This is a genomic window from Saccharothrix sp. ALI-22-I, from assembly GCF_001984175.1.
Classification (GTDB): domain Bacteria; phylum Actinomycetota; class Actinomycetes; order Mycobacteriales; family Pseudonocardiaceae; genus Actinosynnema.
This window is the reverse complement of record NZ_MTQP01000060.1, coordinates 92,563-105,806: the sequence shown is the minus strand read 5'-3', so window position 1 is coordinate 105,806 and position 13,244 is coordinate 92,563. Positions and strand designations below refer to the sequence as shown.

The window sequence follows — 13,244 nt, the reverse complement described above, 5'->3', positions numbered from 1 at the left end:
CCGAGCTCAGAGGGCATTTGATCTACTTTTGGTAGAGAATGTCCGTTTTGCGTAGGTCGTTTCGCCAGGTTTGGGTGGATTCACCGGTCAGTGCGCGGCTCATTATGTTAGCCATCGCCCAGTGGGCCATCGTGCGCGAGCGTTGCGGCAGCGCCTCGTAGTCACGCACGAGGCGACGGTGCTGCATCAGCCACCCCAGTGTCCGCTCGACCACCCAACGCCTGGGCAACACGTGAAACCCTGTGGCGGCAATACGTTTAACGACCTCGACGCGGACGCCGACCTTGGCGCCGTGGCGGACGACCGCGTCGTTGTAGCCGCCGTCCACCCAGGCTATCGAGACGTCGGGATGGGTAAGGGCCAAGTGGTCCAGGATGTCCTTGCCGGCGGCCGAATCCTGGACCGAGGCCGCGGTCACGACCACGGCGAGCAGTAGGCCGAGCACGTCGGTGGCGATGTGCCGCTTGCGTCCCTTGATCTTCTTGTTCGCGTCGATGCCCTGAGTGGATTCGCTGACGTTGCAGGAGGTTTTCACGCTCTGTGAGTCCAGGATCGCCGCCGTAGGAGTGACCGAACGTCCACTCGCGACACGAACCCGGCCCCGCAGCAGGTTGTGCAACGACTCGGTCGTGCCGTCGGCCTCCCACTTGGCGTAGTAGTCGTAGACCGTCTGGTACGGCGGGAGATCGTGCGGCAAGTACGCCCATGCGATCCCCGTCCGGCACACGTACAGGATCGCGTTCACGATCTCCCGTAAGTCGTGCACCCGCGCCGCCGTACCCGGCCCGCGCCGGGCGGCACGCCACGCCGTCAACGTCGGCTCGATCAACGCCCACCGGGCATCGGACAGGTCACTGGGGTACGCACGCCGAGAGCTCATAGTTGATCAACTCTATGGCGGTCACCAAACCGGACAAACCACCACAAACCAAGATCAGATGCCCTCTCAGGACGTCCGCGTAGTGGGCATTCATCCGGTCGAGCTCGGTTCGGCAGGTCTTGAGGTGGTCCGCGACTTCTGTCCGGCGTTCTTCCAAGCCGCGCCGGGCGGCTTGGGCATCACGGTGGGCGCTGTCGGCGCGCTCGACCGCCTCGTTCAGGGGGGCCAGCTCGCGTGTGATTGAGGCGATGTGTCTGCGGGCGCTGTCACGCCGATCGTCAAGCTCGACACGCTGCTGTTCGGCTTCGGCGGCAGCGAGTTCGGCCGCGAAGGCGTTGGCCTGTTCGCGTGCTTCCGCGGCACGGTCGTCCGCCTCGCGGCGGGCGTCGATCGCAGTTTGCCACGCTGCGGATGCTGCGGTCACCCGCGCGTGGCGGCCGATGGTCGGCTGGGCGAATCCCCCGACGACCGTGACGAGGCCGCGCAGGCTGGCGGCGCCGTCGATGAGCTGACCGTCGGTCGCGATCCAGGAGAGCAGCCCTGCTGCTCCGGGTGGCGCTGCGAGCACTCCGGCGGGCATCGGCGCGGACCCGGATACCAGCTGCGCGCCGGGAAAGTCGGCGAGTGCTGTGACTGCGTCCGATTCGTCTTTCGGGGCGACGCAGATCGCGCCGAAGAACGGCTCCAGCAGCGGCTCGAACAATGCGCGAGCTTCTGTGGCGAGTTCGACACCGTCGGACAGAAGCTGCCACTCGATGCCCGCTGTGGTAAGCCTGTCGCCGGCCGGCCCGGCGGTTCCCCGCCGAACCGCATCGAGATGCTGTTCAGCAGCTCGTTGTCGTTCCGCGGCGAGGCGCTGCTCTGCCGTCGCATGGTCGGCTTCGTCTCGTGCACGTGCCAGATCGACGGCTACCGCGTCCGCGCGACGGCCGGACCAGGATGCAGCGAGTCCTTGTGCTTTCGCCAGGTCGCGCTCGATGAACTTCAGATCGATGGCGAGTTGTTCGTATCGGTGTGCCACGGGTTGCCGGGCAAGCCGCGCCGCGCTGACTTCGTCGGCCGTGCGGGCAAGCTCGCGGTCCACGATCGTGCGGTCCAGTCTGGCCAGACGATCGGTGATCTCGGCAACGCGCAGAGAGGCTCGTTCGACAGCGTCTGCGGCTTCGGCGCGGGACCGTCGGAGGTCTGCGAGGTCGCCGAGAGTCTGTCGGACGGTGGTGGCGACGTAACGGTCACGCGCGCGTTCGGCCTCGTCCAACAGTTGGAGCCGACCGTCGATCGATTCGACCTCTCTGGTGAAGTTGGCGACCGAGGTGGCGGCCGTACCGACCTCCTTCTCCTTGGCCTTCAGCTGGCGGGTGAGGCGGAAGAAGTCGATGCGTTGGGTTGCTTCGTTGTCGAGGAGTTGCCGCATGCCGGCCAAGTCGATCAGCTGGGCGGCGATCTGCTCCGGAGTGAGCTGGGAAACGTCCGAGCCGAGCAGCGTGGTTCGCTGCTCGTTGCGACCGCCGCGTTTGGAGACATACGACAGGCAGCTCACGCCCGGACCGTACAGTTCCCGTGCATAGCGTTGAGGCCCCCACTTCGGCCCCCGCAGCGTGGACCAAACCCTCTTGGCATCGGCAAGCCGTTCCGCTTGTGTGTCGCCGAAGGCCAATCGGAAGCCTGGGGCGGTGGCGACTTCGAAGGCCGGATCGTCATAGCGTCGTATGCGCACCCACACCGTCAATGGGCCATCGCCGTTCGTAGGTTCGCGGGAAGGCTCGGCCGGCAGGCCCATGAAGACGGCGACGATGAATCCCATCTCGGCGCGGACCCGTGCTCCGGTGGGCGCGTTCGGCGGGTTGAACAGCAACGAGGCGGCGTACCCGGAGAACTGCGGCGAGTCCTGTCGCCATCCGGGATCGCCGTGGATCAAGCTGAGCGCTGCCTCGAGGGTCGTTTTCGACGATTCATTGGAGTCGACGGGTCCTTCGCCGGTGACGGCGATGAAGCCGCCCGGCGTCAAGTACACGGGGTCGGAGGTCAGTCGACCGATGTCGACGGTTTGCAGGCAGACGATCCGACGGCGGCCGACGATGCCGCGGGACACAGTGCGTTGTCGGGTGGTCGTCACGACGTCTCCTGTTGATGCCGATGGTGATGCCTCCGACGCTGAAACGCGATCGCGACGGGGTCTTCGGGTGCGGCGAGTATGAACAGGTCCTCCTCGATGCACCGGCGTTGAGCGGGTGTGAGGCGATCGAACATCGGGCCCGGTCTGATGCCGGTGGCGCGGCCGTTGATCAGCACGTGTGCGTCGTGCAGCCGGTTGACAGTCTCGGTGACGAGCCCCTTGTTGAGGGGCCGGTTGTGGTGAAGCTGGTTCAGCTTCACCGGCTCTGCCGTCGACCATCGCAGCGGAGGGCGTCCCTGGGTCGTGGGCATCGCCACCGACCACAGCAGAACCAGCGCGACGACCGCACGATCAAGCGGGAGCAACACACCGAGGCCCTCGGCGGCGAGACGTTCGGAGATGTCGTCGGCGTACCCACTGCTGTAGCCGATGATCTCACCGTCGGGGCCGTGGTGCTCCACTACGACACGGCCGACGGCGTCGAGTTGCGCATCCACCACGAGCCGAAGATCTGGATGGAGCAACACGGGCACGGTATCCGCCGGGACAAGGCCGTGGCATTGATCGAGGAGGGTCACCGCACGGGTCACCGCGGCAAGCTCGGTTACGGAAAGGTAGTCCAGGCTCATCGCGACCGTCCGTGCCGGTCGACCAACCCGTCCACCAACGCAATGAGGTCCGCCACCCACGGTCCCGCCCACAAGGAGACCGCCGTCCCCAACCGGACCGCCACACCGGCCTCGGCGGAGACGGGATCCGCATCGTCCTCGCCGAGCCGGACCAGCTGCCAGCTGTGCAGCTTGTTCAGTGCGCCCTTGATGGGAGCCTCTGCGTGTCTGCCGAGATTGGATGCGCCAAGCACAGCAAAGACGTCGTCCACCGATGCGGTGACACCTGGGTACGGGTGCGCCGAGTTCGTCGCGGTCCGTCGGGTGACGACGAGCACGGCCAACAGGGTTCTCGCTTGCCCTTCCGAAAGTCGCGCCACCGCCAGCCTCGAGAGGTCGGCATCGTGCAGTTGCAGATCTTCCGCGATGGTGAGGCGCAAGGATCCGTCGGTGCCGGCGAGGCGCCACAGGCTGGGCTCCAGCGCTGCCAGAGGCGCCCGTTCGTGAGCGAGCACCGACTGTCGCGCACGAGCGCGAGCGGCGGTGAGGCGAGGCGTGTCGTCGTTCATCCCTCTGTCCACTCGACCGTGTGCTCGGGCATTGCCGTTCTGGTAGGCAACGCTGCTTCGAGGCGACGTAGCCGCAGGGGGTGACGGATCGTGACTTCCGAGGCCGGTTCGATGAGTGGAGGATCACCGATATCTCCTGCGGCCGGCACCGACGGATCCCTGGAGAGCGCCATCACGTCCGCCAGCAGTCTGGCCGCATGGGGCCACGTCGTGCCGTGCAGGGTGAGGTCGGCTTCGTCGGTGTCCGCCAGCGCTCGCTGGGCCCAGGCACGGCGGGCTTCCGACCGCTGCTCGGCGAGGCGTCGCCGTTCCACGAGAGCAGAAGACGGATCCCGTCCGGGGTCGGACGGCGGAGGCTCGGGCACAGTCCGTTCTCGGGGTACGTCGTCCAGGGTGGTAGCCGCGTGAGCGAGGTCGCTCAGGTGCACCAGGGGCGGCATGCACTCCATGGGCACGGTGGCAGCGACAGTCGCCAGCCGTTCAAGATCGGCGTGTATGGCGACGTCGCGATAATCGTCGTAGCCGGCCAGGCTCAACACACCCTCCCCCGACGTCGCCTCCTCAACGAGGCGACCGGCCACTTGCTCAGCTGCAGTGACGAAACGCTGGCCTGCCGCGAGCAGACGGTTGGCGCTGTGGAACAGGGGCCTGTACGGACTGCCGTCACGGTTGATCGCCCGACAGATCCGCTCGATCTGAATCATCTGGCGGCCGGTCGACGCACCGGTCCGTGCGCTCACCAACTCGTCGTACGTTCCCGCCGCGACAGCGGCTTCCATGCGCTGGGCGTAGGCGTGCAACAAGGCCGACAACTTGATCATCAGCAGGTCGACTTCGTCCACGCTCGGCCCGCTCTCAGGGGCGCCGTCGAAGGCTGCCTCGAGCTGGTCTGCGGCATCGACCAGGATGCTGTGCAACTCCTCCGCCCCATGGTCTCGACTCAGTCGGGCGAGGATCTCGGCGGCCAGCAAGGCCAGTGGATCAGGAAAATATCGGTCCTGATGCTTCTTCTCGCGGCGCAGGCCCTGCAATGCGCCCGTCGTGACCAGCATGGCGAATCGGGAAAGGAATCGGTCGTCATCAGGGTCGATCCCGGCTCTGGCGGCGATCTCGGAACGAGTCAGACCGACACCGTCGGCCGACTCCGCGGCCATCAAGATCGCCTCGGCGACGTCGAGGTCCACCGGATCACTGGTCACGCCGTCCTTGCGGTTCAACACCGGTGCAAGCAGAACCAGGTATGTCTTAAGCAGCCTCTCCCTCATCCCGGGCCTCCGCATCGGTCGTCTCGCGCCGTAGGCAGTCGTTGAGGTGTTCGGGAGTGCGCCTCGGCTGCTCAGCGACATCCGCCTGGACGAGGACCTCCAGCAGTGTCGAGTGTCAGGCAGCACCCGATGTTGCGCTGGGTGGAGGCGGGAACTCGGTGTCGGTCAGGTCCAAGGCGTCTGGCAAGCACCTTCCGCAAGGGCCGATCGTCACACGATCGAGCGGACCGGTCGCGAGAAGCTTTCACGATCGATCACACATGCAGTCCGAGACCACGAGCGAGGAGACGAACAAGCCGCTGTTCCACACCGATGTCTGGCGCGGCGGTGTTGCTGCCGGTCAACACGTCCGGGTCGCAGCCCGCCGTGTCCACAAACGGATCCACATCCATGGCTGCTATTCGAGAGATGATGTCGTGTTACACCCGGTCAGTTACCCCATGGGTAACACTCGTTGAATTTGCCGAAGCTCCCGTTGAACTGGGCACTGCCGCCAGGCGTCACCTACCTTGATTTTCCCCATCTTCCGCGTCGAGACTTGAAATATCGCCAGGAATATCAACGCCGGACTGGTGACGCAGAAGTTGGATTTCGTGTGCGATATCCTCTTCGGTGTAGCCAATTTCGGATGGACGAAACTCCACCAGGGGAACCCAGACCCCTCCCATTGGGACTTCGACCCGAATCGTCATACTGTCCGGATCACCGGAGGCATCAACGTTACCTATGACCCTTGATCCGCCCGGCTTATCTAGTTGCTGCTCCAGCTCACGTAGAGCAACTCGGGCCCTTTCGAGCATAGCCGTTCGATATCGGGCCCGTCTTTTCTCGTCGTCGCTTTCCACTGCCACCACACGCCCCGTTCAATTGTGCGCCGCTTGTCGACGCGACCACGAACACAACTACCGCACATTCCCGTCAGAGAATCCTAATTTAGTCCCACACAGGGAAAAGTCACACTTTCGTGCGGTTTCCCGCATGGCGACTTGCACGGCCCCCTGACGTGGTCGCGATCTAGTACTACAGCCGGAGACGGGGGCTGTGGTCTGCGGTTACGCGACTGCGGTAGTGGGCGGTGCGGGCTCGGTGCCGGTGGGACCAAACGAGGATCTGTTCGGTGGTCGTGGTGGTGCAGGCCAGGAGCGTGGTGAACAGGCGGCGCGCTTCGGCCGAGTAACCGTGATGAGCCCGGCCTCGTCTGTGGTGGGCCCGGCGACGTTCATCACGGCGGCTGGCACGGTGAGGAAGGTGTGGGCGAGCATGGCCATGGTTGTCCACCTGTGCCAGTAGTTCCAGCGACGGACCTGGTGCTCGTCCAGCCCGGCCTGACCCTTGGCGGCCTGGAAGTTCTCCTCGACGGTCCACCGGCGGCCGGCAACGTGCCCGAGGTTGCGCACGGGGACCGGGCGTGGGGTCCAGCACCGGTACCAGGCCGGCTCGCCGGGGGTGTCGTTGCCGCGAACGAGCAGGGTGTAATGGCTGGGACCCGAGGTCGGGACCGTCGGGCTCGGGCAGGATGTCGACGATCGCCCAGGAGTACCAGCGGTGCCCTTTGGACCCTTCCCGGCCGACAAGCGCACCCACGCGTCGGGCGGGATCAGCTCGGTGACCTCGTCGGCCCGCTTCGTCCCGGCGTGGGTAGTCATGGTGCAGTTCTTCCCGATCGCCAGGACGTAGAACAGGCCCAGCCCACGGCACGTGATCCGCAACCGGGGTCGGACTAGCTTGAAGCTAGAACTCGACCCCGGCCAGGACCGACTCGAAAGTGATCACGTCGCCGCGGTCAGGTGCCGGGCCAGGGCGGTGTGGATGGCAGTGGCGGTGACCCAACCGTCCGACTCGGCCGTGTCGTCAGGCAGATCGATGACCAGGAGCGGATCGGAGCCCGTGAGGTCGATGGCCTCGGTCTCGGGATAGGCGCGCAGTCGGGTGGCGCCGGGGCGAATCGGCACGACGGCGCGCGTCCCGTCGAGGTCGACCAGCAGCCCGAGTACCTGCTCGTCTCCCTCACCGGCCGGGTCGACCTGGACGTGCCCGACTTCGGCGGTGATGCCGTGTTGACTCAGCAGCGCCGCGACGGATCTTGCCAGGGTGTCGCTGACCGCGATCAACCTCGAGCGTCGGACGATCTCGATGAGGCGCTCGCTGGGGGTGATCGTGATGGTCCGCCCGTCCTTGTCCTGACCAACCGTCGGCGCGGGGGTGAGCTGCCCGAACAACTCCCGCGCCTCACGGTCCAGGCGATCGGTGTCAACCGCGACGGACTTCACCACTGGTCTCTCCACTCACGAACGAACTCGAGCGATGCTCGGGAATCTTACGGGTGGGCAGCGGCCCCCGGTGCGCCATGTCCTACACCGCCGTCAGGTGTGGTTGTGTATCGCGGTGAGTACGAGAAACACCCCGTACTCCACCGTCACCATGGCGTTGCGCGCGCCCCGGGTCGTGGTGGTGTTCGACGGCGGCGCGGGCTGGACCTACCGGGCACGGCGGGCGCTGCACCGCATGGGGTAACTCTGGGGTGGCGCCGGGTTCGTGCTCATCCCGCACCACGACGGCGAGGTCCATCCGGCCCTGCTGCACGCCTGCCGTACCTACGCCCCCGACCACGTCGTGCTGTACCCGATGACCATGGGCGAGCTGTATCGCGCCAACCCGGAGGCACCCGAGTTCAACGCACTGGGTGACGGATCCGCAGAACAACGCGAACAGTTGATCGACGCCATCGCCGACCATCCCGACGACCCCTCCCCGGCGGATCACGCCGCGCGGGAGCGCGTCGCTGCGGCGTGTTCGCCCTACCGGATGCGCCTTGACGACACCGGCCCGGTGGAACGCGTCACGAGGTTGGACGAGGGCCGCGCCTTCCATGCCGCGGTGCCGATGACCGGCAGGTTCCCCGTCGAGTTCCCCGTGGGAAGTCCCTACGGCAACTCCTCGACCCTGCCCGTACTGGCCTGTCCGCCCGGATGGGGCGGCCTGCTGGGCAGCATGGTCATGGCCGTCGCCGGTGGGGTCGAGGAACCGCAACCGCACGCCGGTGAACCGGACCTCACCGACGAGCAGCGGATGCAGCTGATGTCCTGGCTGCTCGACACTTTCAGCACCACGGCAGCTACACCACCGGACGCGCTGCGCCCTCCGTCGGTGCCCGAGAGCGTGACGCCCGTGGCCACCGCACACCACCGCTCCATGGCGGGACTGGTCCAGGTCGCCAATGCGATCAGGCCGCGCACCGGCCTGCTGGTGGTCGGCGACGACGCGGACGACTTCGCGCTGGCCCGGCTGTGGCAGGTCGCCTTCGGCCACGGCGTGTGGCTTCCCTCCGTCCTCGACCCCGGCACCGGACAGCCGCCCTGGCCGCTCACCCGCGCCCTCGACCGCATGACCACCCATCACGTCCGGGAAGGACAACAGCTGGTGATGTCCTCGCTGTCCCGGCCCACCGAGGACGTCACACGTCTGCGTGAACGGTGGTTCGGCACCCTCACCAAGTCGAAGGACAGGCCCGCGGTCGTGGCGTCGGAGTCGCTGCCGTTCCGAACCGCCGCGAAGACGCATCTGGCCGTGGCCGAGCAGTTCGCCACCGTCCTGCCGGTGCCCATCACCACCGACGACACCGGCACCCTCGCCATGGCCGCGCCACTACCGCCGCCGTTGATCAGCGATCGCCAACTGTCAGTGCCCGACAAGCTCACCTGGCATGTCGACATCGCCTGGCAACCCGGGCAACTGGTGCGCGGCCGCGGCTTGGACGGACACGAACTGCTGGCCTCCGACGCCGACCCCTGGACCCAGCTCCGCAGTGGCCGCGACGGCATCTGCTACCAGGCGCCGAGCCAAGGACTCCTATTCGGCGGCACCCAGCAGACCAACCGCCTGGCCCGACCGGCCTTGCGCGACCTCAGCCTCACGGCCTGGACCAGAGCCAAGGCCCGCACACACGGCCTGCACACCCGTATCAGCGACGCCGGACACCGCACGGCCGTGCTCAGTCGCATGCTCGGCGGCCGCACCGCATTCGTCGATCTGTTCAGCGGTCCCCTGCTGCCCGCCTTCCGCGCGATGCGGCCCTCCAGCCCGAACACCCGGGATACCTACCCGAAGAACGAGGGTGTGGTGCTATCGAAGGAAGAAGGGGTGCTGTCGTTCACCGGCATCCTCAAGCACGTCGCGACCGACGGCTACATCCCCGGGCAGACCACCGAACAAGTCCGGAAACTGCTCGATCCTGTCCTGCGCGCCGGAGTGCTGCGCCGCGGTCTCGTGTTGCGCTGCGCCACCTGCGAACAGGTCCAGTTCCAGACCCTGGACCGCCTCGCGCAGACCTGGACCTGCCGGCGCTGCGACGCGGCCAACAACCTCGACGCCACGGCCTGGCACCGCCCCGCCTCCGAGCCCACCTGGTTCTACGACCTGCACCCGGTCGCCCGTCACCTGCTGCGCGAGCACGGCGAGGTTCCCGCCCAGCTCGCCGCGTTCCTCGCCGCCGAGCCACCCCAGCAGCGACGCAACGCGCTGCACCACGTCGAAGAACTGGAACTCGTCCAGGACGGCACACGCCTGGTCGAAATCGATCTGGTGACCTACGGCGTCAACGAAGACCTTCTCACCATCGCGGAGTGCAAGAGCACCGACCGCCTGGCCAAAAGCCGCAACCAGGCCCTCGCCGAGGTCGAGAAGAAATGCGTAGCCGCGTACCGCCTCGACGCCGACCGCCTGATCTTCGCCACCACCGAGCCGAACTGGCACACCAGCACCTTCGGCCACATCACCGACGCCGTTCGCCGTACCGAGTGGGGACCTCTGGGGCCACCGGAAGTCCGCATGGTCACGGCACTGGGAACCGGGTCCGCCCACAGCGAAGTGCACAGCGGCAGTCCGCGTGGGTGACCGCCACACCACCCACAAAGGGCACAGCGGGCACCCGTAGGCGAGAGGCCGCGTCGCGCCCGGATGGAGTGGACTGCGCTACCCGTTCGGCCTCGGTGACGCAGCGTTCCGGGGTGGCGGGACCGAACTTTGCTCACGCTTCCCATGGGTAGCGCTCGTTGTGCGCTTCGAACTCCTCATTGAGTTCATCGTCGGTAGCGATGGCGTCGATGTGCACGATCAGCCGGGAGAATCCCGCCCGTGCCTAAGCTGGGCCCGCTCCCTGAGGTGCCCAGCCGCACGGGCGGGGAGTTGAGGTGGCGTTCGCGGACGACGACGGCGAGCAGCGTCTGGAGCTGACCGCCGCACGTGCCACATGGTGTGGCGGCTTTACGTCCCGATGATCGGCAGTTCCACCAGGTTCTCCGGCCACCGGAAGACGACCTCGCCGTCGTTCCGCGTCACCGATCGTGTGAGTGACCTGGTGTATTCGTCGACGAGCCGGAAGTAGTCGCCGATCGCCTCGGACGGCGAGGCACCGGTGCGCACCATCAGCGCGGCACCGGACACCGAAGCCACCTCCTGCACCACTCCGGGGTCGGCATCACCGATGCCCACCGAAAAGATCCGCGGCCCGCCGGCGACGCTGCGCGTCTTCAACTCCTCCAACGCGGCCGACCAGGCGTGCAGATCATCCAAAGGCCTACCGTCGGACAGGAAGAACACAGCGGGCCGGTAGACGCGGAGACCGTCGGCTTTCATCGCGGCCACGTCCTGGTGCAACAGGGCGACGAGACGCTGGAACACGGCTGTGTAGTGAGTGGCGCCGCCAGCCACCAGCCGAGGGAGGTTCACGATCCGATCGGCTGGCGTCAACGGCAGGTCGACCGAGGCCGCGGAGGAGAACGACACGACACCGAGGTGCACGAGATCGGCAAGCAGGGGGTCGGACAGGATGCCCTGCCAGGCGTCGATCAACAGGTCGTTCATGAGGTCCATGAGGGGGAGCATCGAAGCTGAGACGTCCACCGCGAGGTAGACCGGCACAGCTGCGGAACCGGGCGAGTCCGCCACCTCACACCTCCTCGACGGGGAACGTGGCGCTGCGCCCGTCGGTCGACCGCTCGTCGTGATGGTCGATCCGCGAAGCGCTCAACTGCCCCTGCTGCGACTCGTTCAGCCGGATCTGCTTGAGGACATTCCGACCACTACCGAGGCCGACCTGCACCGTGATGATGTTCCCGCCGTACTGGAGCGGTGGCAGCAGCCCCTTGAAGACCAGGTTCTTCGATGACCCGCCCTTCATGCGGTGAGGCAGGTCGCTCACGGTAGCCCCCAGCCAGTTGGTCCACGCGGCCTCGACGTCGACCTCGCTGCGGCCGGAGTTGACCACCCTGATCTGGAGCCACCACTCCCCGCCTCGGTTCGCAATGTCGTAGTCGCTGATAGCGACTCGCGGACCCGAAGCTCGGTACGTCAGCACGCTGACAACAAGAGAACCGAGACTGACCACGGCCGCTCCCGTCGAGATGACCAGAGTCAACCATGCTGAAGGCACTACGAGCCCTCCTGCCGCCTGATCGTCCAGCCGATCATCCGGCCAAGCATAAGGTCGGCGCGGCGAGTTCTCACAGCCTGGAGTCCCTTGGGTCATGGTCACCCTGCGACCGGTCCGGGTCCCTGGTCCCGCACCGTCTCCAGCATGTACGCGCACCACGCCAGCGCGGCACGGACGGCCAGCCGGCCGTGACGCAGCTCGACGCCGGTGACCGCGGTCTCGGGCGCGTGCCCGTCGCCGACCAGGTTCCGCAGCTCGGTAACGGAGCCGGCGAGCTGCTTGAGCAGCCTGGCGACCTCGGCCTCGGCCGACTTGCCGGTGGGCTGCGCCGGCAGGCCCAGCGCGCGCATGGCGTTGTTGACGAGCTTGTCCATGCTGTGCCCGATCACGGGCTGCCCGCACATCACCAGCACGGCCTTGGCCGTGGCCTCCACGAGGTTCTTCGCCTTGCCGATGGCCGCGCCCGGGTCGGTGCGCAGCAGACTCCGCACCCGGCGCAGCTCGACCAGGATCGCCGAGGGGTCCGCCAGGGTGTCCACCGCCAGCTCGTCCAGTTCGTCGATCTCGCCCGGCAGGTCCCCGGACCGCAACCCGTCGAGCACCTCGCGCAATTCGTTGCGGGCCTTGCCGGTGATCTCGTCGACGTACTGCCGCCGCCCTCGGTAGTCACGCGGGAACTTCGTCTTGGCGAACTCGGCCCACACCGTCAGCGAGTCCCAGCGGAACGGCGTCCTGAGACCGACCCGACCGAACAGGTCGCCGAACCGGTCCCGCAGCGCGAGGTAGGTCACCGGGTCGCCGCCGCGGTCCGTCGCGGCCGCCGACAACATCGCCGCCATGTCGTCCAGGTGTTCGATCGCCTCCTCCACCTCGGCCGGAGAGACGGGACTGCGGCCGGCGTCGGCGACGGCGTGAGGGCGTAGGTGCACCGGCTCATTGTCCGCGAAGCGTGTTGGCTGCCAATCGAGTTGATTCGCCGCCGGTTCGGGCGGCGGTCCGTCCACCCGGGTTCCCGGCACCGACCGGATCGGCACGATCCGGGCTCCGGAGAAGAGGCGGGCATGCCGGACGCGCCGGCACGGTCGACCAGGGAACCACGCGGTCACTCACAGCGACCAGAGCCGGCGGGGCGATGCAACCCCAGGCAGGCCGGAGCCCCGGCGCGCGATCGGCACGCCGGGGCTCCGGGGTTACCCTTGCTCTTACGGGCTGCATCCCGTGTCCGAGTGCCTAGGAGGGCTGGTCGGGCACGCATCTCCGGGATGGAATCCGCGTTCAATTGAACACGCTACGTCACAGGCGCACCTGGGGTGGTCCTTCCGGACCCTGGTCTCAGAACAGGTCGAGGATGTGCTCGACCAGGGCGCGCACCGCGC

The 13,244-nt window shown here is 67.1% G+C and carries 13 protein-coding genes; 3 read left to right on the top strand and 10 right to left on the bottom strand.

Translation table 11 applies throughout. The features are described from left to right. Window positions 1-22: 22 nt before the first annotated feature. The 6 genes from ALI22I_RS20040 to ALI22I_RS49385 form a co-directional block, all read right to left on the bottom strand. Window positions 23-880, bottom strand: coding sequence for an IS5 family transposase (locus ALI22I_RS20040; protein ID WP_077007059.1), 858 nt, complete (start codon window positions 878-880; stop codon window positions 23-25). Then, entirely contained in the window at window positions 852-2,996 is a 2,145-nt protein-coding gene (locus tag ALI22I_RS20035) for a hypothetical protein (RefSeq protein ID WP_077007058.1), read from the bottom strand. The genes ALI22I_RS20040 and ALI22I_RS20035 overlap by 29 nt, the downstream gene beginning before the upstream one ends. Beyond that, window positions 2,993-3,625, bottom strand: coding sequence for a hypothetical protein (locus ALI22I_RS20030; RefSeq protein ID WP_143532318.1), 633 nt, complete (start codon window positions 3,623-3,625; stop codon window positions 2,993-2,995). The genes ALI22I_RS20035 and ALI22I_RS20030 overlap by 4 nt, the downstream gene beginning before the upstream one ends. Then, window positions 3,622-4,173: a hypothetical protein gene (locus ALI22I_RS20025; RefSeq protein WP_077007056.1), complete on the bottom strand. Its 552-nt coding sequence runs from the start codon at window positions 4,171-4,173 to the stop codon at window positions 3,622-3,624. The genes ALI22I_RS20030 and ALI22I_RS20025 overlap by 4 nt, the downstream gene beginning before the upstream one ends. After that, entirely contained in the window at window positions 4,170-5,438 is a 1,269-nt protein-coding gene (locus tag ALI22I_RS20020) for a hypothetical protein (RefSeq protein ID WP_143532317.1), read from the bottom strand. Before ALI22I_RS20020 ends, ALI22I_RS20025 begins: the two co-directional genes overlap by 4 nt. Before the next feature lie 500 nt (window positions 5,439-5,938). Further along, window positions 5,939-6,283, bottom strand: a complete 345-nt coding sequence (locus ALI22I_RS49385) for a hypothetical protein (RefSeq protein WP_143532316.1) — start codon at window positions 6,281-6,283, stop codon at window positions 5,939-5,941. Between the two features lie 700 nt (window positions 6,284-6,983). Between ALI22I_RS49385 and ALI22I_RS54720 the strand changes: the two genes are divergently transcribed. Continuing rightward, window positions 6,984-7,115: a hypothetical protein gene (locus ALI22I_RS54720; RefSeq protein WP_274522985.1), complete on the top strand. Its 132-nt coding sequence runs from the start codon at window positions 6,984-6,986 to the stop codon at window positions 7,113-7,115. Window positions 7,116-7,207: 92 nt separating this feature from the next. Here ALI22I_RS54720 and ALI22I_RS20015 read toward each other — a convergent pair whose 3' ends face one another. After that, window positions 7,208-7,711: a hypothetical protein gene (locus ALI22I_RS20015; RefSeq protein ID WP_077007054.1), complete on the bottom strand. Its 504-nt coding sequence runs from the start codon at window positions 7,709-7,711 to the stop codon at window positions 7,208-7,210. 112 nt (window positions 7,712-7,823) lie between these two features. Between ALI22I_RS20015 and ALI22I_RS54715 the strand changes: the two genes are divergently transcribed. After that, window positions 7,824-7,952, top strand: coding sequence for a hypothetical protein (locus ALI22I_RS54715; RefSeq protein ID WP_274522984.1), 129 nt, complete (start codon window positions 7,824-7,826; stop codon window positions 7,950-7,952). 21 nt (window positions 7,953-7,973) lie between these two features. Continuing rightward, a complete protein-coding gene (locus ALI22I_RS20010) occupies window positions 7,974-10,331 on the top strand; it encodes a hypothetical protein (RefSeq protein ID WP_077007053.1) in 2,358 nt (785 codons plus the stop codon). A gap of 369 nt (window positions 10,332-10,700) precedes the next feature. Here the strand turns inward: ALI22I_RS20010 and ALI22I_RS20005 are convergent, their stop codons facing one another. From ALI22I_RS20005 to ALI22I_RS19995, 3 genes are read right to left on the bottom strand one after another with little or no spacing between them, the layout of a single operon-like run. Further along, window positions 10,701-11,384, bottom strand: coding sequence for a vWA domain-containing protein (locus ALI22I_RS20005; RefSeq protein ID WP_077007052.1), 684 nt, complete (start codon window positions 11,382-11,384; stop codon window positions 10,701-10,703). A gap of 1 nt (window position 11,385) precedes the next feature. After that, window positions 11,386-11,970: a hypothetical protein gene (locus ALI22I_RS49380; RefSeq protein WP_143532315.1), complete on the bottom strand. Its 585-nt coding sequence runs from the start codon at window positions 11,968-11,970 to the stop codon at window positions 11,386-11,388. Then, the gene (locus ALI22I_RS19995; protein ID WP_077007050.1) at window positions 11,967-12,797 is read right to left on the bottom strand and encodes an abortive infection family protein; all 831 of its coding nucleotides are present in this window, start codon (window positions 12,795-12,797) and stop codon (window positions 11,967-11,969) included. Before ALI22I_RS19995 ends, ALI22I_RS49380 begins: the two co-directional genes overlap by 4 nt. Between the last annotated feature and the right edge of the window lie 447 nt (window positions 12,798-13,244).